The sequence below is a fragment of the Streptomyces sp. NPDC096323 genome (assembly GCF_040302845.1).
In the GTDB taxonomy this organism is placed as follows: Bacteria; Actinomycetota; Actinomycetes; order Streptomycetales; family Streptomycetaceae; genus Streptomyces.
Map to the genome: position 1 here is coordinate 128,023 of NZ_JBEOSI010000013.1, position 22,299 is coordinate 150,321.

General features: G+C 71.2%; 28 protein-coding genes. 8 read left to right on the forward strand and 20 right to left on the reverse strand.

Annotated features, from left to right (window positions below; genetic code table 11):
* Nucleotides 1-341: 341 nt before the first annotated feature.
* From ABTX18_RS31425 to ABTX18_RS31475, 11 genes are all read right to left on the reverse strand, one after another.
* Nucleotides 342-620 carry a gas vesicle protein K gene (locus ABTX18_RS31425; protein ID WP_352126189.1) on the reverse strand — a complete coding sequence of 93 codons (279 nt, stop codon included), beginning with the start codon at nucleotides 618-620 and terminating at the stop codon, nucleotides 342-344.
* Nucleotides 617-844 carry a gas vesicle protein gene (locus tag ABTX18_RS31430; RefSeq protein WP_352126190.1) on the reverse strand — a complete coding sequence of 76 codons (228 nt, stop codon included), beginning with the start codon at nucleotides 842-844 and terminating at the stop codon, nucleotides 617-619. Before ABTX18_RS31430 ends, ABTX18_RS31425 begins: the two co-directional genes overlap by 4 nt.
* 3 nt (nucleotides 845-847) lie before the next feature.
* A complete protein-coding gene (locus ABTX18_RS31435) occupies nucleotides 848-1,672 on the reverse strand; it encodes a GvpL/GvpF family gas vesicle protein (protein WP_352126191.1) in 825 nt (274 codons plus the stop codon).
* A gap of 23 nt (nucleotides 1,673-1,695) precedes the next feature.
* A complete protein-coding gene (locus ABTX18_RS31440; RefSeq protein WP_352126192.1) occupies nucleotides 1,696-2,034 on the reverse strand; it encodes a gas vesicle protein in 339 nt (112 codons plus the stop codon).
* Complete coding sequence (locus ABTX18_RS31445; RefSeq protein ID WP_352126193.1) at nucleotides 2,031-3,137, reverse strand: SRPBCC family protein; 1,107 nt, start codon at nucleotides 3,135-3,137, stop codon at nucleotides 2,031-2,033. Before ABTX18_RS31445 ends, ABTX18_RS31440 begins: the two co-directional genes overlap by 4 nt.
* Nucleotides 3,138-3,143: 6 nt before the next feature.
* Complete coding sequence (locus ABTX18_RS31450) at nucleotides 3,144-4,103, reverse strand: histone protein (protein WP_352126194.1); 960 nt, start codon at nucleotides 4,101-4,103, stop codon at nucleotides 3,144-3,146.
* A 7-nt stretch (nucleotides 4,104-4,110) separates the two neighbouring features.
* A complete protein-coding gene (locus tag ABTX18_RS31455; protein ID WP_352126253.1) occupies nucleotides 4,111-4,365 on the reverse strand; it encodes a gas vesicle protein GvpG in 255 nt (84 codons plus the stop codon).
* Between the two features lie 2 nt (nucleotides 4,366-4,367).
* Nucleotides 4,368-5,117 (reverse strand): GvpL/GvpF family gas vesicle protein, encoded by a 750-nt coding sequence (locus ABTX18_RS31460; RefSeq protein WP_352126254.1) that lies wholly within the window; start codon nucleotides 5,115-5,117, stop codon nucleotides 4,368-4,370.
* 2 nt (nucleotides 5,118-5,119) lie between these two features.
* On the reverse strand, nucleotides 5,120-5,575 hold the full coding sequence (gene gvpJ, locus ABTX18_RS31465; RefSeq protein WP_352126195.1) for a gas vesicle protein GvpJ: 456 nt from the start codon (nucleotides 5,573-5,575) through the stop codon (nucleotides 5,120-5,122).
* Nucleotides 5,576-5,608: 33 nt separating this feature from the next.
* Nucleotides 5,609-5,929 carry a gas vesicle protein GvpO gene (locus tag ABTX18_RS31470; RefSeq protein WP_352126196.1) on the reverse strand — a complete coding sequence of 107 codons (321 nt, stop codon included), beginning with the start codon at nucleotides 5,927-5,929 and terminating at the stop codon, nucleotides 5,609-5,611.
* A gap of 111 nt (nucleotides 5,930-6,040) precedes the next feature.
* Nucleotides 6,041-6,967, reverse strand: coding sequence for an SDR family oxidoreductase (locus ABTX18_RS31475; protein ID WP_352126197.1), 927 nt, complete (start codon nucleotides 6,965-6,967; stop codon nucleotides 6,041-6,043).
* Between the two features lie 171 nt (nucleotides 6,968-7,138).
* On the opposite strand from ABTX18_RS31475, the gene ABTX18_RS31480 reads away from it, so the two are divergent.
* The 4 genes from ABTX18_RS31480 to ABTX18_RS31495 are packed head-to-tail and all read left to right on the forward strand — an operon-like array spanning nucleotide 7,139 to nucleotide 10,597.
* Nucleotides 7,139-7,894: an enoyl-CoA hydratase family protein gene (locus ABTX18_RS31480; RefSeq protein WP_352126198.1), complete on the forward strand. Its 756-nt coding sequence runs from the start codon at nucleotides 7,139-7,141 to the stop codon at nucleotides 7,892-7,894.
* Between the two features lie 14 nt (nucleotides 7,895-7,908).
* Nucleotides 7,909-8,757, forward strand: a complete 849-nt coding sequence (locus tag ABTX18_RS31485) for a CoA transferase subunit A (protein WP_352126255.1) — start codon at nucleotides 7,909-7,911, stop codon at nucleotides 8,755-8,757.
* Entirely contained in the window at nucleotides 8,754-9,533 is a 780-nt protein-coding gene (locus ABTX18_RS31490) for a CoA-transferase subunit beta (RefSeq protein ID WP_352126199.1), read from the forward strand. The genes ABTX18_RS31485 and ABTX18_RS31490 overlap by 4 nt, the downstream gene beginning before the upstream one ends.
* Complete coding sequence (locus ABTX18_RS31495; RefSeq protein WP_352126200.1) at nucleotides 9,530-10,597, forward strand: NAD(P)H-dependent flavin oxidoreductase; 1,068 nt, start codon at nucleotides 9,530-9,532, stop codon at nucleotides 10,595-10,597. The genes ABTX18_RS31490 and ABTX18_RS31495 overlap by 4 nt, the downstream gene beginning before the upstream one ends.
* A 155-nt stretch (nucleotides 10,598-10,752) precedes the next feature.
* On the opposite strand, the gene ABTX18_RS31500 is transcribed toward ABTX18_RS31495, so the two are convergent.
* Nucleotides 10,753-11,214: a nuclear transport factor 2 family protein gene (locus ABTX18_RS31500; RefSeq protein WP_352126201.1), complete on the reverse strand. Its 462-nt coding sequence runs from the start codon at nucleotides 11,212-11,214 to the stop codon at nucleotides 10,753-10,755.
* Between the two features lie 87 nt (nucleotides 11,215-11,301).
* On the opposite strand from ABTX18_RS31500, the gene ABTX18_RS31505 reads away from it, so the two are divergent.
* Nucleotides 11,302-11,868 (forward strand): TetR/AcrR family transcriptional regulator, encoded by a 567-nt coding sequence (locus ABTX18_RS31505; protein ID WP_352126202.1) that lies wholly within the window; start codon nucleotides 11,302-11,304, stop codon nucleotides 11,866-11,868.
* 80 nt (nucleotides 11,869-11,948) lie between these two features.
* Here ABTX18_RS31505 and ABTX18_RS31510 read toward each other — a convergent pair whose 3' ends face one another.
* Genes ABTX18_RS31510 through ABTX18_RS31530 form a run of 5 tightly spaced genes read right to left on the reverse strand, consistent with a single transcriptional unit; the run spans nucleotide 11,949 to nucleotide 15,959 of the window.
* On the reverse strand, nucleotides 11,949-13,007 hold the full coding sequence (locus tag ABTX18_RS31510; protein ID WP_503061240.1) for a serine hydrolase domain-containing protein: 1,059 nt from the start codon (nucleotides 13,005-13,007) through the stop codon (nucleotides 11,949-11,951).
* Nucleotides 13,004-13,927 carry a DUF6895 family protein gene (locus ABTX18_RS31515; protein ID WP_352126203.1) on the reverse strand — a complete coding sequence of 308 codons (924 nt, stop codon included), beginning with the start codon at nucleotides 13,925-13,927 and terminating at the stop codon, nucleotides 13,004-13,006. The genes ABTX18_RS31510 and ABTX18_RS31515 overlap by 4 nt, the downstream gene beginning before the upstream one ends.
* 31 nt (nucleotides 13,928-13,958) lie before the next feature.
* Complete coding sequence (locus tag ABTX18_RS31520) at nucleotides 13,959-15,065, reverse strand: DUF6895 family protein (RefSeq protein WP_352126204.1); 1,107 nt, start codon at nucleotides 15,063-15,065, stop codon at nucleotides 13,959-13,961.
* Nucleotides 15,062-15,772 (reverse strand): hypothetical protein, encoded by a 711-nt coding sequence (locus ABTX18_RS31525; protein WP_352126205.1) that lies wholly within the window; start codon nucleotides 15,770-15,772, stop codon nucleotides 15,062-15,064. Before ABTX18_RS31525 ends, ABTX18_RS31520 begins: the two co-directional genes overlap by 4 nt.
* A gap of 10 nt (nucleotides 15,773-15,782) precedes the next feature.
* Nucleotides 15,783-15,959: a hypothetical protein gene (locus tag ABTX18_RS31530; protein ID WP_352126206.1), complete on the reverse strand. Its 177-nt coding sequence runs from the start codon at nucleotides 15,957-15,959 to the stop codon at nucleotides 15,783-15,785.
* A gap of 324 nt (nucleotides 15,960-16,283) precedes the next feature.
* On the opposite strand from ABTX18_RS31530, the gene ABTX18_RS31535 reads away from it, so the two are divergent.
* A complete protein-coding gene (locus ABTX18_RS31535; protein ID WP_352126207.1) occupies nucleotides 16,284-17,012 on the forward strand; it encodes a hypothetical protein in 729 nt (242 codons plus the stop codon).
* Nucleotides 17,013-17,048: 36 nt separating this feature from the next.
* On the opposite strand, the gene ABTX18_RS31540 is transcribed toward ABTX18_RS31535, so the two are convergent.
* The 3 genes from ABTX18_RS31540 to ABTX18_RS31550 are packed head-to-tail and all read right to left on the reverse strand — an operon-like array spanning nucleotide 17,049 to nucleotide 20,211.
* Nucleotides 17,049-18,206, reverse strand: coding sequence for an acetyl-CoA C-acetyltransferase (locus tag ABTX18_RS31540; protein ID WP_352126208.1), 1,158 nt, complete (start codon nucleotides 18,204-18,206; stop codon nucleotides 17,049-17,051).
* A gap of 56 nt (nucleotides 18,207-18,262) precedes the next feature.
* On the reverse strand, nucleotides 18,263-19,048 hold the full coding sequence (locus ABTX18_RS31545) for an SDR family oxidoreductase (protein WP_352126209.1): 786 nt from the start codon (nucleotides 19,046-19,048) through the stop codon (nucleotides 18,263-18,265).
* Nucleotides 19,045-20,211, reverse strand: a complete 1,167-nt coding sequence (locus ABTX18_RS31550) for an acyl-CoA dehydrogenase family protein (RefSeq protein ID WP_352126210.1) — start codon at nucleotides 20,209-20,211, stop codon at nucleotides 19,045-19,047. Before ABTX18_RS31550 ends, ABTX18_RS31545 begins: the two co-directional genes overlap by 4 nt.
* A 46-nt stretch (nucleotides 20,212-20,257) precedes the next feature.
* Here ABTX18_RS31550 and ABTX18_RS31555 point away from each other — a divergent pair, with 46 nt between their 5' ends.
* Together ABTX18_RS31555 and ABTX18_RS31560 are read left to right on the forward strand one after the other, a co-directional pair.
* Nucleotides 20,258-21,106, forward strand: a complete 849-nt coding sequence (locus tag ABTX18_RS31555) for an enoyl-CoA hydratase (RefSeq protein ID WP_352126211.1) — start codon at nucleotides 20,258-20,260, stop codon at nucleotides 21,104-21,106.
* Entirely contained in the window at nucleotides 21,106-22,281 is a 1,176-nt protein-coding gene (locus ABTX18_RS31560; protein ID WP_352126212.1) for an acyl-CoA dehydrogenase family protein, read from the forward strand. Before ABTX18_RS31555 ends, ABTX18_RS31560 begins: the two co-directional genes overlap by 1 nt.
* Nucleotides 22,282-22,299: the final 18 nt, after the last annotated feature.

Consider the following 22,299-nt stretch of genomic DNA (forward strand, 5'->3'; position numbering starts at 1 on the left):
CCGCCGATGGCGCCCCCGCGCCCCTTGGTGCCGGACTCCGGCATGAAGTGAAGTGAGCATAGTAACCGAGGGTGATCGCCGACGCAGGTGTGCCGAACCGCGTGGGAGCCATCCTCCCCGCCTGGACGTCGGACGCAGCCGGACCGTCCACTGACACGGGGCCGCCCGTCCGGCCTCGGCGACAGTGGATCTACGGCATACGGCTCCGACGCCTTTGGGCCGCAGCTGGTTCTGCAGCCAGTCCGCCACCTGCTTGGTCAGGCGTTCCTCGATCTACGCCTGGCAGTGGCAAGCGACGAGAGCGCGACCGGCTGACCATCCCGCGTCCACCGGGCCGGTGGTCAGTCCCGGGGCAGGAGACTGCCGAGCGGCCCGAGGTCGAGGTTGAGATCCTCCGGACGCACTCCGTGCTGCTCGCAGAGCTCCGTCATGCGCTGGTCGAGCATCATGAGCGTCGTGCCGATCTCGTCGGTCTGTTCGTCGGTGAGGTCGCCCTGGTCGATACGGCGCAGGGCCTGGCGTTCCATGAGCTGACGAAGCAGCTCGACGACGGTGAGGACCAGCGTGACGAGGTCCCGCCCCATCTGCTCGGAGTCGAGGTCGACGCGTGAGGACGTCACAGCGGCCCGCTGTCCGCCCACGGGGCAGGTACGCGTTCGTTGACGGACGACAGCAGGGCGTGCAACGACAACCGTACGAGCGGGACATCGGCGATGGCGATCACCAGGTCCCCGCTGATGACGACCCCGGTCGCCAGGACCCGGTCCAGCAGATCGACCAGCGGCACGCCGATGGGCCCGCTGAGTGCGCTCGGACTGTCCCATGGAACGACGTCGTGCGTCATGAATCACACCTCGCCCACGAAGGAGTACGGAACCCACGGGCCTGAGAGTTCGATGTCCGCGCCGGTGCGTGCTCGCAAACCGGCTGCCAAAGCCTGAAGTTCGTCGGACCGGTCCTCGGCGACCAGGTAAGTGGCGTTGAGCACCTGGACCCTGGGCCCGCCCGCGCTTCCCTGACCGTGCGGCCGGAGGCGGCGGGATGCCTTGGCGATACGGCTCACGGCCGCGTCCACGGCTTCGGCGATGCGAAGGGAGTCCTCCTGCCGCTGTTCGCGCTGCGCGCGCTGGTTCCGTTTGCGCTCGAGATACGCCAGCCCCCCTCCCGGGGCCGGACGGGCCCGGTCGACGGGTGCGCTCGGCCGGGAAGCCGGAGCGGCATCCCCGCCACCCGGCAGCAAGGGCGCGAACACCTTCACGCCCCACTCGGCATGGTGCTCGATCCGCTTCAGGGCGGTGTGGAAGCGCGCCGCCTCGTCGTTGAGCGCGCGTCTGGCCCGGTCTTCCCCCTGGTACAGCGTGGCCAGCGGCAGAGGCACCGTGGGCGCGTGGCCGGCGACCGCGGAGACGACCGCGTGGTGGGCCCGGGCGTACCGCTCGAGTTCGATCGCGTCCGAGAGCCGCTCCTGCCAGGCCGCGTCCGTGAACTCGGCCGCCGCCACGGTCTGCACGACCGCGGTGAGAGACCCCAGGGAAAGCGTACGTACAGGCTCGTCCCGGGTGACCCCGGTGACCGCACCGAGGGCCAGTGGGGCCTCGGTACGGCAGACCGCGTACACGTAGATGGCGTGCGCGCCCTGCGCACCCGAAGTCCCGGGGCCACGCTCCGGCATGTGCTTCCGTCCTTCCTCGGTCATCACTCTGACGAAGACCTCTCGTCGGACTTGGATTCGAGTGCCTCCAGGCGCTCACGCAGTTCGCGGTTCTCGTCCTGCAGGGCGTTACGTGCCGCCTTGGAGCTGAGCGCCGGATCGGTCTCCCACCAGTCGATGCCGGCCTTCTTCGCGGTGTCCACGGAGGCCACGAACAGGCGCAGCCGGATCGTGAGCAGCTCGATGTCGAGCAGGTCGATCTTGATGTCGCCGGCGATCACGATCCCTTTGTCGAGGACGCGTTCGAGGATGTCGGCGAGATTGGTGGTCTGCGGCCCCGGGACGGGAGGGGACAACTCGTGCCTGAAGTCGAGGTCAGTCACCGAGCCCTCCGCGATCGCTGCTTGGCCGACCGCCTCCTGGGTGGCGCCTCGTCCTCTTCGTCTTCGTCCTCTTCGTCTTCGTCCTCTTCGTCTTCGTCTTCGTCTTCTTCGTCCTCGTCCTCGTCCTCGTCCTCGTCCGTCAGCTGGTCACCCTCTTCCTCCTCTTCGTCCCACTCGCCCTCGCCCTCGTCCTCGTCCTCGTCCTCGCCCTCGTTCTCGTTCTCAGCCCGGTCCTCGTTCTCGTCGTCCTCGCTCTCCGGCCCTTCCTCGTCCTGCGCTTCTTCCTCTTCCATGGCCTCGTCGTGGGACTTGACGACCTCTCCGTCGCGGATCTCACCGCGCCACGCTTCCGGTTCCTCGTCGGTGAGGCTGACGTATCGCTGGAAGTGCTTGAAGTCGAGTCGCACACGGCGCCCTTGTGCGCGCCAGAGGTTGCCCGTCTTCTCGAAGAACCCGGACGGGTAGTACTCCATGACCAGAACGATGCGCGTGAGGGACGGTGCGAGCTCGTGAAAGCTGACGGCGCCTCGCGTGGTGCCCTTGGCCCCCTCGGACGTCCACACGATGCGTTCGTCGGGCACCTGTTCCTGAACGGTGGCCTTGAAACTGCGTGACGACGGACCGACCTTGACCTTCCAGTCGCTGGACGTCTCGTCCTCCGTCGAAACGTCTCGCACGCCCTTGGCGAAGCTGCTGAACTTGTCGTACTGCGTCCAGTGGTCGTAAGCGGTCCGCAGGGGCACTCCCACATCGAGCACCTCGATGATGTTCATCACCTTGCCACCGCTCGCCTTGCGCTTGCCCTTTCCCCCACCGCCGAAGGCTTCCTTCGCCTTGTTCGCGACGTTGTCCTTGACGCCCTTGGCCTTCTCCGAGACGAACGCCTTCACCGGGGAATCTCCCTGGAGCATGCGCGAACCGATAGCCGGCAGACTGCCGCTCTCCGCGGAATCGGTCAGCTGACCCGTGATGTCCGTCAGCTTCTCCCCCGCCCTTTCGGCGAGTTTCTCCGCCTTCGCACTGACGAATGCGGACAGTTCCTCACGGAGCCTGTCCACGCCGGACTCTTCTGCCTCGGGCTGTGCGTTCTCTGTCCTGGCCATGACTCGCTACCTCCGAGGACTCGTGCGCTTGGATGCAGCCCGCTTCGCTGACGACGAACCACCCGCTGCTGTTTTCTTGGCAGCCGTCTTCCTGGCTGCGCCCTTCTTGGCCGGGGCGGTCTTCTTCGCCGTCGTCTTCTTAGCAGCCGTCTTCTTGGCCGGGCCGGACCTCTTCGAAGCCGCCTTCTTGGCGGGGGCCGACTTCTTGGCTGCCCCCTTCTTGGCCGGGGACGTCTTCTTGGCCGGGGCGGACTTCTTGGCCGGCGCTGTCTTCTTCGCAGCTGTCTTCCTGGCCGGGGCGGACTCCTTCGCTGCGGCCTTCTTGGCCGGGGAACCCTTGCTGCTCTTGCGGCTCTTGGCCGTCTCCGAGTCGGTCTGCCGGGAAGAGCGCCTTCTCGGCCGTGTCGCGTCAGGCTCCTCCTCGCGCTCCTCCTCCAGCGGCTCCTGGGGCTCGTCCTCCTCGTACTCGTCCTCCTCGTCCTCCTCGTCCTGGTACTCGTCCTCCGAGTCGCCCTCGTCCGCGGGTCCCTCTTCGTCCTCGTACTGGTCGTCCTCGCCCTCGTACTCGTCGTCGTACTCAGCGCCCTCGTCGTCCGGCGCCTCTTCGTCCTCGTACTCGTCGCCCTCATCCTCATCGCCCTCGTCGCTCGGCGGTTCGATGAGGCGGGCCGTGCGGTCGCTGATCGCGTCGGCCAGCGAGCCCATGCTCCGGTTGGCGGCGGCGGTCACGGCCTTGCGGCCGGCGTCGAGAACCTCGCCGCGGAGCTGGTCCTGCAGTTCCGCGAACTGGGGAACCTCTCCGAGACGGCGCATACCTTCCGCGGCCAGCTGACGGGGCTCCAGGCCGAAGCGCCGGCCGGCCAGATAGGTGGCGACCGTGAGAGCCAGCCGCCCCTTCTTGGTCCTGCCCAGCACATAGCCGCCCACCACTGCTGCCGCGAGCGTCACCTTCGTCTGGTCTTCCATGAGCACGTCACCTTCTATCGATCTGAGCCGGACCGACCCGTACGGCCTCGAGCCGGTCAAGCAACCGTTCCTCTTCCCGTTCGAACTCCTCCTGGCTGATGTCTCCGGCCTCGAGTTCCTGATTGAGCATGGCCAACTGCGCACGCAGCACGGCCGGATCGTGCAGCTCACGCTGCGCGGCGTCGTCGAGCTTCTCCGCCACCCAGATCACGCCACGGACCGGCGCGAGGGGAAGCGTGAGGAGGCCGGTGATGAGTCCCACCGTCATCCCCCTCCTACCGGTACGGGGCGTGCCTCGGCAGTCACGAAGCTGTAGCACGGGAGCGGGCCCGCCAGCCGGAGTTCCACCTGCTCACGATGGGCGTCCGCGAAGCTTTGCGCCCGGGCGAGAAAGGCGGCGGCGTCGCTGTGGTCCACGAGGAAGGACATGTTGAGTGCGCACCCCGGGACCTCAGGACCCGGGGCGACAGCACGGGCTTCCGGCGCGAGCTCACGCATCAGCCGCTGGCCAGCCGCGGCCGCCCTGCGGGCGAGCGCGGAGGCGATGGCCTCGCCCAGCCGGAGACTCGCCTCGTAACCCGGGTGCCGCCGAGCGGCCTCGCGGAGTCTGCGTACGTTCTGGTCCTCGGCGACGAGGGCCGGCAGCGCGTCCTGGGCGGGAAGCGCCTTGACGTTGATCTCGATGCGGCCGGCGAGCTGGTCCAGGGTGGCGACGTGTCCGCCCTCGGCCGCGGCCAACTGCCTGAGGACCGTCTCCTCGTCCGGCGCCACCATGCCGAACCGCATGGGCAGTACCGGTCCTTCGTCCGACAGGCGCAGCAGAAGTTCCTGGTGTGCCAGCAGGTCGCGGCGCCGTGCGCGAAGGTGTGGGGGCGCGTCGCTGACGACCGCGCCGAGAAGTCCCTGCCTGATCACGCGGACGGCCTCGGGAGGAGACCCCACACCTCCGGCTCCCTCGGGGAGCGCCGTTCCCGCCCGCAGGATCGCGTAGACGTAGATGCCATGGGCCACCACGGTCATGCCTCCGCGCGTCGTCGGCTCGTGCCGCCGCGAGCCGGAGCCCGCCGCTTCTTCGGCCGCTCGCGCGGCTCCTCCTCGTCCTCGTCCTCATAGCTCGTACCGCCGCCCACGGCCTTCTTCACGGTGTCGCCGACCGTCTCGGCGGCGGAGCGCACCTTGCGCTTGCCGACGGACCTGGCCACGCCGCCGCCGAGGAGTTCGGGGATGGTGGTACTGCCTGAATCACGTTCCAGGTCAAGCCGGTTGCACGCCTCGGCGAACCTGAGGTAGGTGTCCACACTCGCGACGACGATGCGCGCGTCTATCTTCAGAATCTCGATCCCGACCAGCGAGACGCGGATGAACACGTCGATGACCATGCCGCGGTCGAGAATCAGTTCCAGTACGTCGTACAACGTGCCGGCGCGAGGCGGGCAGGCCACTACCTCGTCGGAGTACGTGGTCGCGCTCATGGAACGTCCTTCCAGCAGGGGAGCGGAAACGGATCACTCGTCGGCTGCACCACGTCGGTAGCGCCGGACCCTGCGGTATTCCAGGAGTTCACCGGCCCGATCGAGCTGCACCTCGTACGAGGCGAGGAGGCTTGTGGTGTCGGGGATCCGTGGGACCTCCAGAACGTCCACCACCACACACCAGCCGTCGTCGGAACGCCGGACAGCGGACACACCCTCCGTGGGGTGGCCAATCAGCCTCTCCAGGCTCTCGCAGGCAGCGTTGGCCGCATGCTCGGGTCCCCGCGCAGATCCTGCGCGGCGAGCGGCCGCCGTCTTGGAGCTCCCGGCATGTGTGCGACGTTCTTCTGCCATAAGGCCAAGTCTGGGCACTCCGGCCCGCCGCGCATCTTGAGCGATGCCATCGGAGCGGGAGCTCAGGTACGGCGGCAGCGACGCGTGTGCGAGCGGACGTGCCGCCGTGTGTCAGGAGGCGCCGTACACCGGCTGCGGGGGCTCGGCCGCGGCCAGCAGAGCGGTCACCGCCTCGCCGGCCCCGGCCGGGGTCCAGCGGGCGCCCTTGTCGGCGGTGGGGCCTGGCCGCCAGCCCTCCATCACGGTGATCCGGCCGGCCTCGGCCTCGAACACCCGGCCGCTCACCCCGGCGGACGCGGCGGAGCCCAGCCATACGACGAGCGGGGAGACGTTCGCCGGGGCCATCGCGTCGAAGGCGCCCTCTCCGGGTGCCGCCATCGTCTCGGCGAACGTCGCCTCGGTCATCCGGGTCCGGGCGGCCGGGGCGATCGCGTTGATCTGGACTCCGTAACGCCCCATCTCGGCGGCGGCCACCAGGGTCAGGCCGACGATGCCCGCCTTGGCGGCCGCGTAGTTGCCCTGCCCGACGCTGCCCAGCAGCCCCGCCCCGGAACTGGTGTTGACGACCCGGGCCACCGGCGTCCGGCCGGCCTTCGCCTCGGCGCGCCAGTGCGCCGCCGCGTGCCTGAGCGCCAGGAAATGCCCCTTGAGGTGGACGCGCATCACCGCGTCCCAGTCGTCCTCGTCCAGGTTGACCAGCATCCGGTCGCGGAGGAATCCGGCGTTGTTGACGAGCGTGTCGAGCCGGCCGAAGGAGTCGAGCGCGGTGGCGACGAGCGAGGCGGCGCCCTCGGACGTGGCGATGTCCCCGTGGTGGGCGACCGCCTCGCCGCCTGCCGCGCGGATCTCCTTCACGACCTCCTGGGCCGGGCCGGAGCCCGGGCCTGAGCCGTCGAGGCCGACGCCGAGATCGTTGACGACGACTTTCGCGCCCTCCGCGGCGAGGGCCAGGGCGTGCGCACGGCCGAGGCCGCGGCCGGCGCCGGTGACGACGGCGACACGGCCGGCACACAGGGCGGCGGCGGTCGGTGGGGTCATGACGAGGGTCCTTTCGGAGGATGGCGGTGAGCGGCGGGCGAGCGGAGGGAGCGGGGCGCCGGTGCCGGGGAGTGGCATGACGCCCTCCCGCGGCGTTCGTATCGCTGCTACCTTGTGGACCTAACAAACGTTAGGTCGAAAGGCGGCACTGGAAAGGTAGCTGATCCGCCCATGGGTGTCTCCACCTCCGTCCCGCGCGAGGGCATCGCCGTCGTCACCGTGGACTACCCTCCGGTCAACGCCCTTCCCGTACAGGGCTGGTACGACCTGGCCGCGGCGGTACGCGCCGCCGGGGCCGACCCGGACATCCGCTGTGTGGTCCTCACCGCCGAGGGGCGCGGCTTCAACGCGGGCGTGGACATCAAGGAGATGCAGCGGGCCGACGGACCCGAGGCCCTGATCGGCGCCAACCGCGGCTGCTTCGAGGCCTTCGCGGCGGTCTACGAGTGCGAGGTCCCGGTCGTCGCCGCCGTGCAGGGCTTCTGCCTGGGCGGCGGCATCGGCCTGGTGGGCAACGCGGACGTGATCGTGGCGGCCGACGACGCGACCTTCGGCCTCCCGGAACTGGACCGCGGGGCGCTCGGCGCCGCCACCCACCTGGCCCGGCTGGTCCCGCAGCACCTGATGCGGACCCTGTACTACACCTCGCGCACCGTGCCGGCCGGGGAACTGCACCGGCACGGCTCGGTGTTCAGCGTCGTGCCGCGCGAACAGCTCACCGGGGCCGCCCTGGACCTCGCCGGGGAGATCGCCGCGAAGGACGGCTCCCTCATCCGGCTGGCCAAGGCCGCCATCAACGGCATCGACCCCGTCGACGTACGCCGCAGTTACCGCTTCGAGCAGGGCTTCACCTTCGAGGCCAACCTCAGCGGCGTCGCCGACCGGGTGCGCGACACCTTCGGCGCGGACAAGGAGCAGCGGACGTGACCCAGGACAAGACGATGACGGCCGACGACGTCGTCGGCCGGCTGGAGAGCGGCATGACGATCGGCATCGGCGGCTGGGGTTCGCGCCGCAAGCCGATGGCCCTGGTACGGGCGCTGCTGCGCTCGGACATCACGGACCTGACCGTGGTGTCGTACGGGGGCCCGGACGTGGGTCTCCTCGCGGCGGCGGGGAAGATCCGCAAGCTCGTCGCGGCCTTCGGGACGCTCGACTCGATACCGCTGGAGCCGCACTTCACGGCGGCCCGGCAGCGCGGCGCCTTCGAAATGGTCGAGCTGGACGAGGCGATGATGATGTGGGGCCTGACGGCGGGGGCGCAGCGGCTGCCGTTCATGCCGGTCCGCGCCGGACTGGGTTCGGACCTGATGGAGGTCAACCCGGCGCTGCGTACGGTCACTTCGCCGTACGACGACGGGGAGACACTGGTCGCGGCCCCGGCGCTGCGGCTGGACACCGCCCTGGTCCACGTCAACCGTTCCGACGCACAGGGCAACGGCCAGTATCTGGGCCCGGACCCGTATTTCGACGATCTGTTCTGCGAAGCGGCCGACCAGGCCTTCGTCTCCTGCGAACGGATCGTGGAGACGGCGGATCTGCTGAAGGAGCAGGGGCCGCAGACGCTGCTGATCCAGCGGATGTTCGTGGACGGGGTCGTCGAGACGCCCCACGGCGCGCACTTCACCTCCTGCGTGCCCGACCACGACCGCGACGAGTCCTTCCAGCGCGCCTACGTCCGGGCCGCCCGCGACCCCGAGGCCTGGCCCGCCTTCGTCGCACGGTTCCTGTCCGGGGACGAGACCGCCTACCAGGCGGCGGTCACCGCGTTCCACCAGGAGGAAGCATGAACGGCACCGGGACCACCGGCATCCCCACGGCGACGCGCGCCGAGTACTGCGTGGTGGCCTGCGCCGAGGCATGGCGGGGTGCGGGCGAGATCCTCGCCGCCCCCATGGGCACCGTCCCGGCCATCGGAGCCCGCCTGGCGAGGCTGACCTTCTCCCCCGGACTGCTGCTGACCGACGGGGAGGCGCTGCTGATGGCCGACACCCCCGCGGTGGGAGTGCGGCCGGGCATCATCGAGGGCTGGCTGCCGTTCCGCCGCCACCTGACGCTGACCGCCACCGGCCGTCGGCACGTGATGATGGGTGCCAGTCAGATCGACCGGCACGGCAACCAGAACATCTCCTGCATCGGGACCTGGGCCCGGCCCGCGCGCCAGCTGCTCGGGGTGCGCGGCGCACCGGTCAACACCCTGAACAACCCGACGAGTTACTGGGTCCCCAGGCACTCGGCGCGGGTCTTCGTCGAGCATGTCGACATGGTCAGCGGGGTCGGGTACGAGCGGGCGGCCGAGGCCGGTCCCTCCGCGACCCGCTTCCACCGCATCCCTGAAGTCATCAGCGACCTGGGCGTCTTCGACTTCGAGACCCCCGGCCGCACGATGCGGCTGCGCTCGCTGCACCCGGGGGTCGGCGTCGAACAGGTCACGGGTGCCACCGGGTTCGCTCTCACCGTTCCCGACCAGGTGCCCTTCACCCGCGACCCCACGGAAGACGAACTCCGGCTGATCCGCGAGGTCATCGACCCCAAGGGGCTGCGCGAGCGCGAGGTCCCCGCATGACCGGGCCCGCGCCGTTCCCGACCGCGCTCACCGAGCTCACCGGGGTGCGGTACCCGATCGTGCAGACCGGAATGGGCTGGGTGGCCGGCCCCCGGCTCGTGTCTGCCTCAGCGAACGCGGGCGCGCTCGGCATCCTGGCCTCCGCGACGATGACGGTCGAGCAGCTCCGCGAGGCGGTCCGCGAGGTCAAGTCCCGTACGGACGCACCATTCGGTGTCAATCTGCGGGCGGACGCGGGTGACGCGGGCGAGCGGGTCCGGATCCTCATCGACGAGGGGGTCCGGGTGGCGTCCTTCGCACTGGCCCCCTCCAAGGATCTCATCGCCCGGCTCAAGGACGCCGGCGTCGTCGTCATCCCCTCCGTCGGCGCCCGCCGGCACGCGGAGAAGGTCGCCGCGTGGGGAGCCGACGCGGTGATGGTGCAGGGCGGCGAGGGCGGCGGGCACACCGGCGACGTGGCCACCACGGTGCTGCTCCCCCAGGTGGTGGACGCCGTCGGCATCCCGGTGATCGCGGCGGGCGGCTTCCACGACGGCCGCGGTCTCGTCGCCGCGCTCGCCTACGGGGCGGCCGGCGTCGGCATGGGCACCCGCTTCCTGCTGACCTCCGACAGCACCGTCCCCGGCGCGGTGAAGGCGAGGTACCTGGCCGCCTCCGTCAAGGACGTCACGGTGACGGACCGGGTGGACGGCCTGCCGCACCGCATGCTGCGTACCCCCATGGTCGACTCACTGGAGCGCTCCGGCCGGGCCGCCTCCCTGCTGCGGGCGCTGCGGCACGCCTCGGCTTTCCGGAAGGAGACCCGTGCGAGCTGGCCCCGGCTGGTCCGCGACGGGATGGCGATGAAGCACGGCAGGGAACTGACCTGGAGCCAGGTCCTGCTGGCCGCCAACACCCCGATGCTGCTCAAGGCTTCATTGGTCGAGGGACGCACCGATATCGGCGTGATGGCCTCGGGCCAGGTGGTGGGCGTGATCGAGGATCTGCCGTCCTGTTCGGACCTGGTCGCACGGATCATGGACGAGGCGCGGGCCGTGCTGAAGACCCTGCCGGGGGCGGGCTGACCCGGGCATCGGCGTGGCGTTCCTCGCGGCACCGCGCTTGGCGTCCATACGGTGGTCCGTACGCCGGAGCCAGAGCCAGACGGCCTGCGAGGCCGGCGCAGTGCCGCAGCAGCAGCCCGCAGCCGGACCGCCGCCGAAGGGGTCACGGCGCCGTGCTACCGGAGGGGGATGTCGGCCCCGTGTTCGTGCGCGGGCCGGGGGCCGTCAAGACGCCTGTCGGCTCCCACGATGCCGATGTCATTGATGCTTGCCTCGCGGCGCCGCATGAGACCGCGCTCGTCGAACTCCCACAACTCGTTGCCGTAACTGCGCCACCACTGGTCTTCCGCATCGCGCCACTCGTACTGGAATCGGACGGCGATGCGGTTCTCCTGAAAGGCCCAGAGGCTCTTGCGCAGGGCGTAGTCCAGTTCGCGCTGCCACTTCCGCGTCAGGAAGTCGACGATCTCCTCACGCCCGTTGACGAACGTGTCCCGGTTCCGCCAGACCGCGTCCGGCGTGTAGGCCAGTGCCACCCGCCGGGGATCACGGGTGTTCCACGCGTCCTCGGCAGCCTGAACCTTCTGCATGGCTGTCTCCCGCGTGAACGGCGGGTAGGGCGGTCGATCCTCCGACATTGCTGTCTCCTCACATAGAGAACGCTCGTTCCCCATCGATGGAGGTTAAGGTAGGGAACGAACGTTCTCGATGTCAAGGAGCCTCGAATGCCGGCCCCCCTCACCCCGGAGCGAAGCCGCCTGGACCGCGAAGCGCTGCTCGACGCGGCCGAGGCGCTCTTCTACGAGCGGGGCATCCAAGCCGTCGGAATGGACGCGGTACGCACGGCATCCGGTCTTCCGCTGAAGCGGATCTACGGGTTCTTCCCCGGGAAGGAGGACCTCGTCGTGGCCGTGCTCCAGCGTCGTGACCAACGGTGGAGGGGAGACCTCGCCGCCCACGTGGAGCAGGTCCAAGACCCGCGTGAGCGCGTGCTCGCGGTCTTCGACTGGCTTGCCGAGTGGTTCTCCGAGCCGGGTTTCCGCGGATGCGCCTGGGTCAACGCCCACGGTGAACTCGGCCCTTCGTCGGAGGTGGTACGGCGCGAAGTCCGGTCGCACAAGCAGGCGTTCCACGCCCAGATCACCGCGTGGGTCGACGCCACCGGGGCGCCGGTGGCCGAACCGGTCTTCCTTCTCGCCGAAGGAGCCGTCGTGACGGCAGGCATCAGCGGCGACCCGGCCCCTGCCCACCACGCACGGGCAGCCGCGGCGACCCTCCTGGATGCGCCCTGACCGGTCCGCCGAGGGTGGCGCGGTTCGGCACATGCGCCGGATCGGTCCTGCACGGGCCGCGGTGGTGACGGAGCAGGATGTCAGAGCTTCTCCGTCAGCAGCTCGTGCATCGTCGCGATGAACGGGTCCGCCCTGTGCACCCGTCGGGTACACATCGCCGCCAGGGCCGTGCCGGTGTCCGGGCGGAAGCCGAGGAACATCTGCTGTCCGAGCGTGGCCCCCGCGTGAAAACAGACGGGCCCGCGCGGTGACGGATGGCGGAACCAGGTGAGCGTGTGCGTGTGGGCGTGCCGCAGTCCGCGCCGCAGCAGCGGGGTCCGTACGTCCGCGAGCGCGGCGGTCAGCGGCCGCGTGGGCGCAGTGGTCCCCGGGAGGTGCGCCTCGAGGAAGGTGAGCAGGTCCGAGGGGGTCGCCCGGACCGCTCCGGCGGCGTTGAAACCGCCCGTGTCGAGGGCGGGCAGCGGTCTGCCGTCGCGCCGGCGCCCCACGGCGTCGCCGGGCGGCGGGCCCGGGCGCAGGCGCGTGCCGTGCAGGCGGAGCGGGTCCAGCACCTCCTGCCGGAGCAGCGTCTCCCAGGGCGTGCCTGTGGCGGCGGCCAGGGTGTGGCCGAGTACGGAGACCGCGAAGTTCGAGTAGTGCCAGCGGGTGCCCGGCCGGTGGCGGGGGCGGGCGCGCAGGAAGGCCCGGACGACGCGGTCGGCCGGGTAGCGGCTGTACGGCGCGGTGGACCACCGGGGCAGCGCCTGCGGGTAGAAATCGGCCGGCAGCGAGGGAAGGCCCGAGGTGTGGGTGATCAGATGGCGCAGGGTGATGGCGCGCACGCAGGGGTGCACCGGGTGGCCGGGGGCCAGCAGTTCGGCCGCCGAGTCCTCGTACCTGAGACGGCCCGCGGCGACGAGTGCGGCCAGGAGCAGCCCGGTGAAGGGCTTGGACGCGGAGCCCAGCTCGTAGCGGGGTGCGTCGTCCGGCAGCAGGCCCGCGTCGAGCTGGTAGGTACGCCGGGACCGGTGACTGAGCGCGATCACGAGGCCGGGCGCGTCGACGGTCCGGGCGGCATCGGCCAGCAGGCGGGACCGCTCGCCGTCGCCCCGGGACGGGCCGCCGGCGGAGGCCCGGCGGACCTCCTGCGGGGCCGTCACGCGGGGGCCGGGGCGGCGAGGTCCGACAGGGCACGGGACAGGGCCAGTGCCGAAGCGAACGCCGCCACCAGCGTGGGGTGGTAGACGAGGTCGAAGACGGACTCCTCGTCGCCTTCCGGCATGCCGCCCATCACCGGCATCGCCCCGTCCGGCTGCTGCGCCCCGGCGAATCCCTCCCAGGCCGCCGGGTCGAGGGTCGGCTCCGGGAGGCAGGCGTCGACAACGAGCAGTTCGCCCAGCAGGTCCCAGCGCCCGAGGTCGAGCCAGTCGTCGAGCCACACCGGCAGCCAGAGGGCGAGGTAGTCCGCCACATCGGCGGGCAGCCCGGCCGGATGGGCGCCCCAGTCGGTCAGATGGAAGACCGTGTGGGTGATGTCGTAGCCGATGTTTCCCTCGACCGTCCAGGGTTCGGGCCGCTTGGACAGCCAGGTGCGCCGGTACGCCTCGTCGGCCGGCATGCTCGGCTCCAGCCCGAACCGCCGCTCCATGTTGCTGAGTCCGAGCCTGCGTACCGGGACGACCTCCAGCGCGCCCCAGCTGCCCAGCCGGTGGTTCAGCCGGACGGCCGCTTCCAGGGTCGGTTCCCTGTACCCCAGCTCCCGGAACGGGACGTAGACCTCCATGGGCACGGGACAGAGCGGTTCGCGCCGCTGGCCGTCGACCAGGCGGCTCCCCGAGCCCAGCAGTTCGTGCCAGGCGTGGTCGAGGAGCTTGCGCGCGAGGTCGGCCTGGCGGGAGCCGGCGACACCTTCCCGGAAGATGACCGTGCTGATGAGAGCGAGTTCGCCGAGCGGCTTGAACCGGTCCAGGACCCCCACCTCGGGAGGTGGGTCGTCGTCCAGCCGGAACCCGGCCCGGTGCTCGTACAGCCAGCCCAGGGCCCGCGCCCCCACGTCATGGATCTGCTGGATGCCGCTCATGCGGCAACTCCCTTCGTGCGGCCGGTGCGGCTCATGCGGCGGCTCCCCGGTGCGCGGTGAGCCGCTTGAGGCACAGCGCGGCGGCGAACGCGGTCACCAGGGTGGAGTGGTAACAGGCGAGGAAGGGGTACGGATCCGGCTCGGGCCCCGCGTCGCCCGGCCGGACGGTCTCCGACCGGTCGTCTGCGTCCGACGACGGCCGGGCCGTCTGCGACCGGTCGTCCCGGTGCGATGCGGGCGGGACGGTCTCCGGCCGGCCGTCGCCGTCGGGCGTCCCCGCCGGGGAGACCGTGGGGCCCGTCTCCGGTACGGCACCGCTCGGGGCCTGCGCCGCTGCGAGCTCGGGCCAGACCGCGTCCAGCAGCTCCGTGGGCGGCGCTCCCGGCAGGGCCGCGGCGACCGCGAGCAGTTCGCCGGTCAGATCCCACTGCCGGCTCTCCAGACAGCCGTCGATCCAGGGCGGCAGCCAGGCCCGCAAGTAGGCGTCGATCTCGACGGGCATCCGCTCGGGGACACAACACCAGTCCGTGATGTGGAAGACGGTGTGGGTCAGCGCGTAGCCGGAGGGCCCCTCGAACATCCACGGTTCGGACAGCCCGCCCAGCCAGGTGCGTGCGAGGACCTCACCGGCGTCGGTGTGCGGGGCGGTGCCGACCCGGCGTTCCGAGTTGATGAGTCCCAGCTCCCGGTTGGCCTGCTGCTCGGTGTGGGCCCAGCCCCTGGTCGCGGAGAGCGTCCCGGCCAGGCGCTCGAAGCTCTCGTTGCGCAGTCCGTATCCGGCGAAGGCCGCGTAGATCTCGTACGGGTACGCGGCGAAGGGCTCGCCGCGCAGCAGCTCCAGCAGCAGCTCGCCCGCGTGCACCTGGTCCCAGGCGAACGCGACGAGGTCCCCGGCCGCCCGGTGCTGCGGGGTGTCGGGGGTGGTGCTGCGGTGGATCGTGACGCAGAGCTGGGCCAGTTCGCCGAGGGGTTTGAGAGTGCGATTGACCTCGATGTGCGGCTCCAGCACGTCCGGGGGGAGTACGAAGCCCGAACGGTGGGCGTCGGCCCAGCCGAGCGCTTTGCGCAGGACGCCGGGCAGGACGGACAGCGCCGCGCCCGTCGTACCACCGGGGGCGAGGGCCACCGATGCGCTCACCGCGCCCGCCCCTCGGCCATCAGCCGGGCGGCCCGGACGTGCAACGCGACCCGCGGGTCCGTGCCGCCCATGAGCTCGACGAAGTCGAGTCCGCGGTCCAGGCCCAGGCTGTCGGGCCGGCCTTCCAGCGCGGCCAGCCAGCGGCCGACGCCCGCCGCCTGGAGCCAGTTGCGCCGCCGTACCGCTCGGACGAACCCCCGGGACAGGTCCACGACCCGGTGGGCGGCGGCCCGGTGCACGGCCGACGAGGCGGCGGGGACGGCGAGGGGGGCCAGCACGGACAGCTGATGGCTGAAGGCCTGCCAGGCGGCCCCTTCGAGCCACGCGGCGTTCGGCTCGTCGCCTCCGGGTGCGGCACCCGGCGGCTGACCGGAGACCGAGGCCGTCCGGTGGAGGGCGGACAGCATGCCCCAGTGGCTCCAGACCGCGGCGTCGGAGGCGTCCGGCCGGGGCGGGAACTCCCGCACGGCACGGTGGAGCACGGCGATGTCTCCGGGATGCGGATGGTGCCCGTGCAGCACACTCGGCAGAAGCAGATCGGCCCCGATGACGCGTACGGCGGCGATTCCCGTCCGGTTGTCCTCGTCGATTCCGGCCGCGCCGCACACCGTGGCGAGGTGGTCCCCGCTCCGAAGAGCGAGGACCACCTCTGTTGCCAGGTCATGCACGGCACCCGCGAGGGGGGACGAGGCATGTGACTGGTTCATGTGCTGCCGACTAGCCCTTCTTCGGGCGGGGGGTCGGCGGCGAGAGCAGCAGTGAGGAGCCGCCCCCGAGGAGCGCGAGATAGGCGCACTCGCGGGAGTCGCGGTAGAAGCCTTCGGCCTCGCCCGGGTTGAGCGCCTCGTCGAGGTCCAGCTCGATGTCGGTGCTCGTGGTTTCGGTCGTGTACATGGTGTTGCCCCGTCCTGTGGTGAGTGGGGTTGACGTACGTTTCGAGTGGAATGCATGGAATGCGAAGCCGCAAATCAAAGGGGCTGGTCAGGGAATTTCCCTATTCAATTGAATGGCGAAATCAAGGGACTCCAAACAGGGCCCTGACCTGCTGATACGCATATCGCGCTCACCGAAATGGCGGGTTGTGCGCGGGGCGCATTCAGGGTGCGGGGGCGTGCATCCGGGCCACCGACCGCCGAACCTCGGGCCCCCGATACCAGGACCCGCTCCGACGGCCGGGCCGCCCCCGTCTGCCGGAACGGTCCGAGGGAGACTGGGTGGATGGACACATGGGCACGGCCCGACCGAGAACCCGTCCGGGCGCTGTACGGGCGTCTGCGCGTCGCCAGGGAGGACCTCGGGCCGGCCCAGTGGCTGACCGAACGCCGCCCCGGTCACGGTGACTTCGCGACCGTCGCCGGTGTCGCCGCTCCGGGCTTCGCGGCGTACGCACGGCTGCTGCATCCCGCGGCTCTCGACGAGCGCCCCGTCCGCTGGGACACCGTCGCCGCCGCTTACGGTCGCGAGGTCCAGGCGCTGACGGGCTGGCACGAGGTGATCGGCGCGGAGCGGTTCTACCAGAACAGGGAGGAGTACGGCCTGGTCGGCGTCTGGGACGAACACGCGGCCGAGGGCCCCACGCCCGGCGGGGTCGCGCGAGCGCTGATCCCCGTCCTGGCGCGGCACACGCGCACACCGGAGCGGTGCTGGTTCGGGCTGTGGGAGGGATACGGCCGCTGGGACTGGGAGGGGGTTCCCACCTTCCCGACTCCGGGCCGGGACGAGATCCTGCTGTCGGGGCCGCTGGCCGACGCCGTGGCGCCCGAGCTCCTGGACGAGTTCGCCGAGCTGCCCGATCTGTGGTGGCCGCAGGACCGCGCGTGGTGCGTGGGCGGCGACGTCGACCTGGTGAGCACCTACGTCGGCGGCTCCGAGGAACTGATCACCGCTCTCCTCTCCGCTCCCGGCCTGGAGGCCCACCGGGTCACGGCGACCGACGGGGTCTACTGACGGCGAGCGCGCCGGTCCGGACGGCTGCCGGGCCCCTCAGAGGCGCTCGATGATGGTGACGTTGGCCTGGCCGCCGCCCTCGCACATGGTCTGCAGGCCGTAGCGGCCGCCGGTGCGCTCCAGTTCGTACAGCAGCGTCGTCATCAGCTTGGTGCCGGTGGCGCCCAGGGGGTGGCCGAGCGCGATGGCGCCGCCGTTGACGTTGACCTTGTCGGGGTCGGCGCCGGTCTCCTTCAGCCAGGCCAGGACGACCGGGGCGAACGCCTCGTTGATCTCCACCAGGTCGATCTCGCCGATCGGCATGCCGGCCTTCTTCAGGGCGTACGCCGTCGCCGGGATCGGGGCCGACAGCATGCGGATCGGGTCCTCGCCGCGCACCGACAGGTGGTGGATGCGGGCCCGGGGAGTGAGTCCGTGCTCGGCGAGGGCCCGCTCGGAGGCGATGAGCAGCGCGGAGGCGCCGTCGGAGACCTGCGAGGAGACCCCGGCGGTCAGCCGGCCGCCCTCGACAACCGGCCTGAGGCCGGCCATCTTCTCCAGCGAGGTGTCCCGGCGGGGCCCCTCGTCCACCGTCACCTCGCCGTACGCGACGGTCTCCCGGGCGAACCGGCCCTCATCGATGGCACGCACGGCCCGCTGGTGGGAGCGCAGTGCGAAGTGTTCCATGGCCTCGCGGGAGATGCCCCACTTCTCCGCGATGAGTTCGGCGCCGTGGAACTGGTCGACGGGTGCGTCACCGTAGCGGGCCCGCCAGCCGACGGAGCCGGCGTACGGGCCCTCGGTCAGACCCAGGGGTTCGGCGGCCCGGCGGCCGGCGTACGCGATGGGGATCATCGACATGTTCTGGGTGCCGCCCGCGACGACCAGGTCCTGGGTGCCGGACATGACGCCCTGGGCGGCGAAGTGGACGGCCTGCTGGGAGGAGCCGCACTGCCGGTCGACGGTGGTGCCGGGCACCTCCTCGGGGAGGCCCGCGGCGAGCCAGGCGGTGCGGGCGATGTCCCCGGCCTGCGGCCCCACGGTGTCCAGGCAGCCGAAGACGACGTCCTCCACCGCGGCCGGATCGATCCCGGTGCGCTCGACCAGTGCCGTGATGACATGGGCCCCGAGGTCGGCGGGGTGGACGGCGGAGAGACCGCCGTCGCGCCGGCCGACCGGGGTTCGTACCGCTTCGACGATGTAGGCCTCGGCCATATCAGCTCCTCAGTAAGTGAGATGACGACACGTCACTTGGCGGTGGTGACACGCGTTCACGCCCTCTGGCTGCTGACGGACACGGTCTCCCCCGTCATGTACGAGGAGTAGCCGCTGGCCAGGAAGACGATGACGTTGGCGACCTCCCAGGGCTCCGCGTACCGGCCGAAGGCCTCGCGTTCGGTGAGCTCGGCGAGGAGTCCGGGGGTGGTGACCTTCACCAGGTGCGGATGCATGGCCAGGCTCGGGGCGACGGCGTTGACGCGTACGCCGAAGTCGGCCGCCTCCAGGGCGGCGCACCGGGTGAGGGCCATGACGCCGGCCTTCGCGGCGGCGTAGTGGGCCTGGCCGCGCTGGGCACGCCAGCCGACGACGGAGGCGTTGTTGACGACGATGCCGCCGGTGTCACGCGCCTTGAAGTGGCGCAGGGCGGTGCGGGTGCAGCGGAAGGTGCCGTTCAGGGTGACGTCGAGGACCCTCGACCATTGGTCGTCGGTCATCTCGACGAGGTCCGCGGTGCCGCCCAGACCGGCGTTGTTGACGACGATGTCGAGGCCGCCGTGGCGTTCGGCGGCGTACGCGAACAAGGCGTCGACCTGCCGCTGGTCGGTGACGTCGCAGGGCAGGGCGGCGACGCCGTCCGCGCCGAACTCCTCGGCAAGGGCGGCGGCGCTCTCCTTCAGGCGGCGTTCGTGGGCGTCGCCGATGACGATCCGGGCTCCCTCCTCCAGGAACCTGCGGGCGGTCGCTCCCCCGATGCCGGCGCCGGCCGCCGCGGTGATCACCGCGGTTCGTCCGGCCAGGAGGGAATGGCCCGGCACGTAGGGCGGGGACGGGGTCACGGGCGGATCTCCTTGGGGAGGCCGAGGACGCGCTCGGCGATGATGTTGCGCTGGATCTCGTTGGATCCGGCGTAGAGGGTGTCGGCGCGGGAGAAGAGGAACAGCCGCTGCCACTCGTCGAGTTCACAGGGGGCCTCGGGGGCGGTCATGCCGCCCGCGCCCAGGACGCTCATGGCGAGTTCGCCGAGTTCCCGGTGCCAGGTGGCCCAGAAGATCTTCCCGATGGACGCCTCGGGACCCGGTGCGCCGGCCGCCACGCCGTCGAGCATGCGCAGGGCGTTGCACCGGATGGTCTCAAGTCCCGTCCAGGCGCGGGCGAGCCGGTCGCGGATCAGCGGGTCGTCCGCGGCGCCGTTGCGGCGGGCCAGGTCGATGAGCGTTTCCAGTTCGCGCCGGAAGCCGACCTGCTGGCCGAGGGTGGAGACGCCGCGTTCGAAGCCCAGGGTGGCCATGGCCACGCGCCAGCCGTCGCCGGGCTCGCCGACGACGTACTCGGCGCGGGTCCGGGCTCCGTCGAAGAAGACCTCGTTGAATTCCGAGGTGCCGGTCAGCTGCCGGATCGGCCGGATCACCACGCCTGACTGGTCGAGCGGGACCAGGAGGTAGGACAGCCCCGTATGGCGGGACGATCCCGGATCGGTCCGGGCGAGGACGAAGCACCACTGGGCGTCCTGGGCCAGTGACGTCCAGATCTTCTGCCCGGTGACCACCCAGTCCCCGCCGTCCCGCTCGGCCCGCGTCCGGACGTTGGCCAGGTCGGACCCGGCGTCCGGCTCGCTGTAGCCCTGGCACCACAGCTCCTCGGCGGCGACGATCGGCGGCAGGAAGCGGGCCCGCTGCTCCGGCGTGCCGAACGCCACGAGGGTCGGGCCGACCAACTGCTCCCCGATGTGGTTGACCCGCGCGGGGGCGCCGGCCAGGGCGTACTCCTCGTGGAAGGCGACCTGCTGCTCGATGGTCGCGCCCCGGCCGCCGTGCTCCTGCGGCCAGCCCACGCAGGTCCAGCCCTCAGCGGCCATGTGCCGTTCCCAGGCGAGCCGTTCGGCGAAGGCCTCGTGCTCGCGACCTGGTCCGCCGCGCCCGCGAAGGTCCGCGAAGGCGCCGGTGAGATGGGCGGTCAGCCAGCCGCGGATCTCCGTGCGGAACTCCTCGACGCTGCTCATGGGGGTACGTTAATCTACCAAACACTTGTTAGGGAAGGAGTGGCCGGTGTCCGCTGCCCACGACGAACCGGTGCGTTACGAGAAGCGGGGCCCGGTCGCGACGGTGACCATGAACCGGCCCGACTACCGCAACGCGCAGAACTCCGCGATGACGTACGCCCTCGACCGCGCGTTCTACCGAGCGGCCGACGACGGCGAGGTGAGGACGGTCGTCCTGGCGGGGGCGGGCAAGCACTTCTCCGCCGGCCACGACATCGGGACCCCCGAGCGGGACGCGCATCTGCCGTTCGAGCGCCGGGCGGGGCTGTGGTGGGACCATACGAACAAGGAGGGCGCGGAGAGCCGGTTCGCGCGCGAGTCCGAGGTGTATCTGGGCATGTGCCGCCGCTGGCGCGAGCTGCCCAAGCCCGTCATCGCGTCCGTGCAGGGCGCGTGCGTGGCGGGCGGTCTGATGCTGGCCTGGGTGTGCGACCTGATCGTGGCCTCCGACGACGCGTTCTTCGCCGACCCCGTGGTCCGGATGGGCATCCCCGGCGTCGAGTACTTCGCCCACCCGTGGGTGATGCCGCCGCGGATCGCCAAGGAGTTCCTCTACACCGGCGACCGGATGAGTGCGCAGCGCGCGTACGAGGTCGGCATGGTCAACCGGGTCGTCCCGCGCGAGGAACTGGCCGAACGCACCGAGGAATTGGCGCTGAGGATCGCGGAGATGCCGCGCATGGGGCTGGCGCTCACGAAGCGCGCGGTCAACCAGGCCGAGGACTTGCAAGGCATGCACGCCGGGATGGACTCGGTGTTCGGCCTGCATCACCTGGCGCACGCGCACAACGCCGAGACCGCACCGGACGCGCTCGGCGGCATGGACATCCGGGCGATGAAGAAGGCGGGCGGCTGATGGACCTGGATTTCGACGCGGCCGACGAGGCATTCCGTACCGAGGTACGCGACTGGCTGGCCACTCATGTCCCCGCCCCTCCCCTGCCGTCCCTGGAGACCGCCGAAGGCTTCGCCGCGCACCGGGAATGGGAGGCCACCCTGTCCGCCGGCCGCTGGTCGGTCATCTCCTGGCCCGAGGAGTTCGGCGGGCGCGGGAGTTCGTTGCTGCGCTGGCTGGTCTTCGAGGAGGAGTACTACGCCGCCGGGGCGCCCGGCCGGGTCAGTCAGAACGGCATCAGCCTGCTGGCCCCGACCCTCTTCGAGCACGGCACGGATGAACAGCGCGCCCGCGTCCTGCCCCCGATGGCGTGCGGTGAGGTCATCTGGGCGCAGGCCTGGTCCGAGCCCGAGTCCGGCTCCGACCTGGCCTCGCTGAGGTCGACGGCCGTACGGACCGGGGGTGGCTGGCTGATCAGCGGCCAGAAGACCTGGTCCTCCCGGGCCGCCTTCGCCGACCGGGCCTTCGGCCTGTTCCGCAGCGACCCGGACGCGGACCGGCCGCACCGCGGGCTCACGTATCTGATGTTCCCGCTGGACGCCGAGGGCGTGACCGTGCGGCCCATCGGGCGGCTCGACGGGAAGCCCGCGTTCGCCGAACTCTTCCTGGACGAGGTGTTCGTGCCCGACGAGGACGTCATCGGCGAGCCCGGCCGGGGCTGGCGGGTCGCGATGAGCACCACCGGCGACGAGCGCGGGCTGACCCTGCGCAGCCCTGGCCGCTTCACCGCGGCCGCGGACCGGCTGACCGCCCTGTGGCACGCGTACGGCGAACCGGCGGACACGGCCCTGCGGGACAGGGTCGCCGACGCGGTGATCGGGGCCCGCGCCTACCGGCTGTTCTCGTACGCGGCGGCCTCCCGGGTCCTGCACGACGAGGGCGGGCCCGCCGGGGCCGCGTCCAGCCTCAACAAGATCTACTGGTCCGAGCTCGACATCGCGCTGCACGAGACGGCACTCGACCTGCTCGGCCCCTGTGGCGAACTCGCCGACCACGCCACCGAAGCACCGGACCACGGCAGTTGGTCCGAGGGTTACACCTTCTCGCTGGCCGGCCCCGTCTACGCGGGCACCAACGAGATCCAGCGCGACATCATCGCCGAGCGGCTGCTCGGTCTGCCGAAGGGGCGCCGCTGATGCGATTGCTCCTGGACG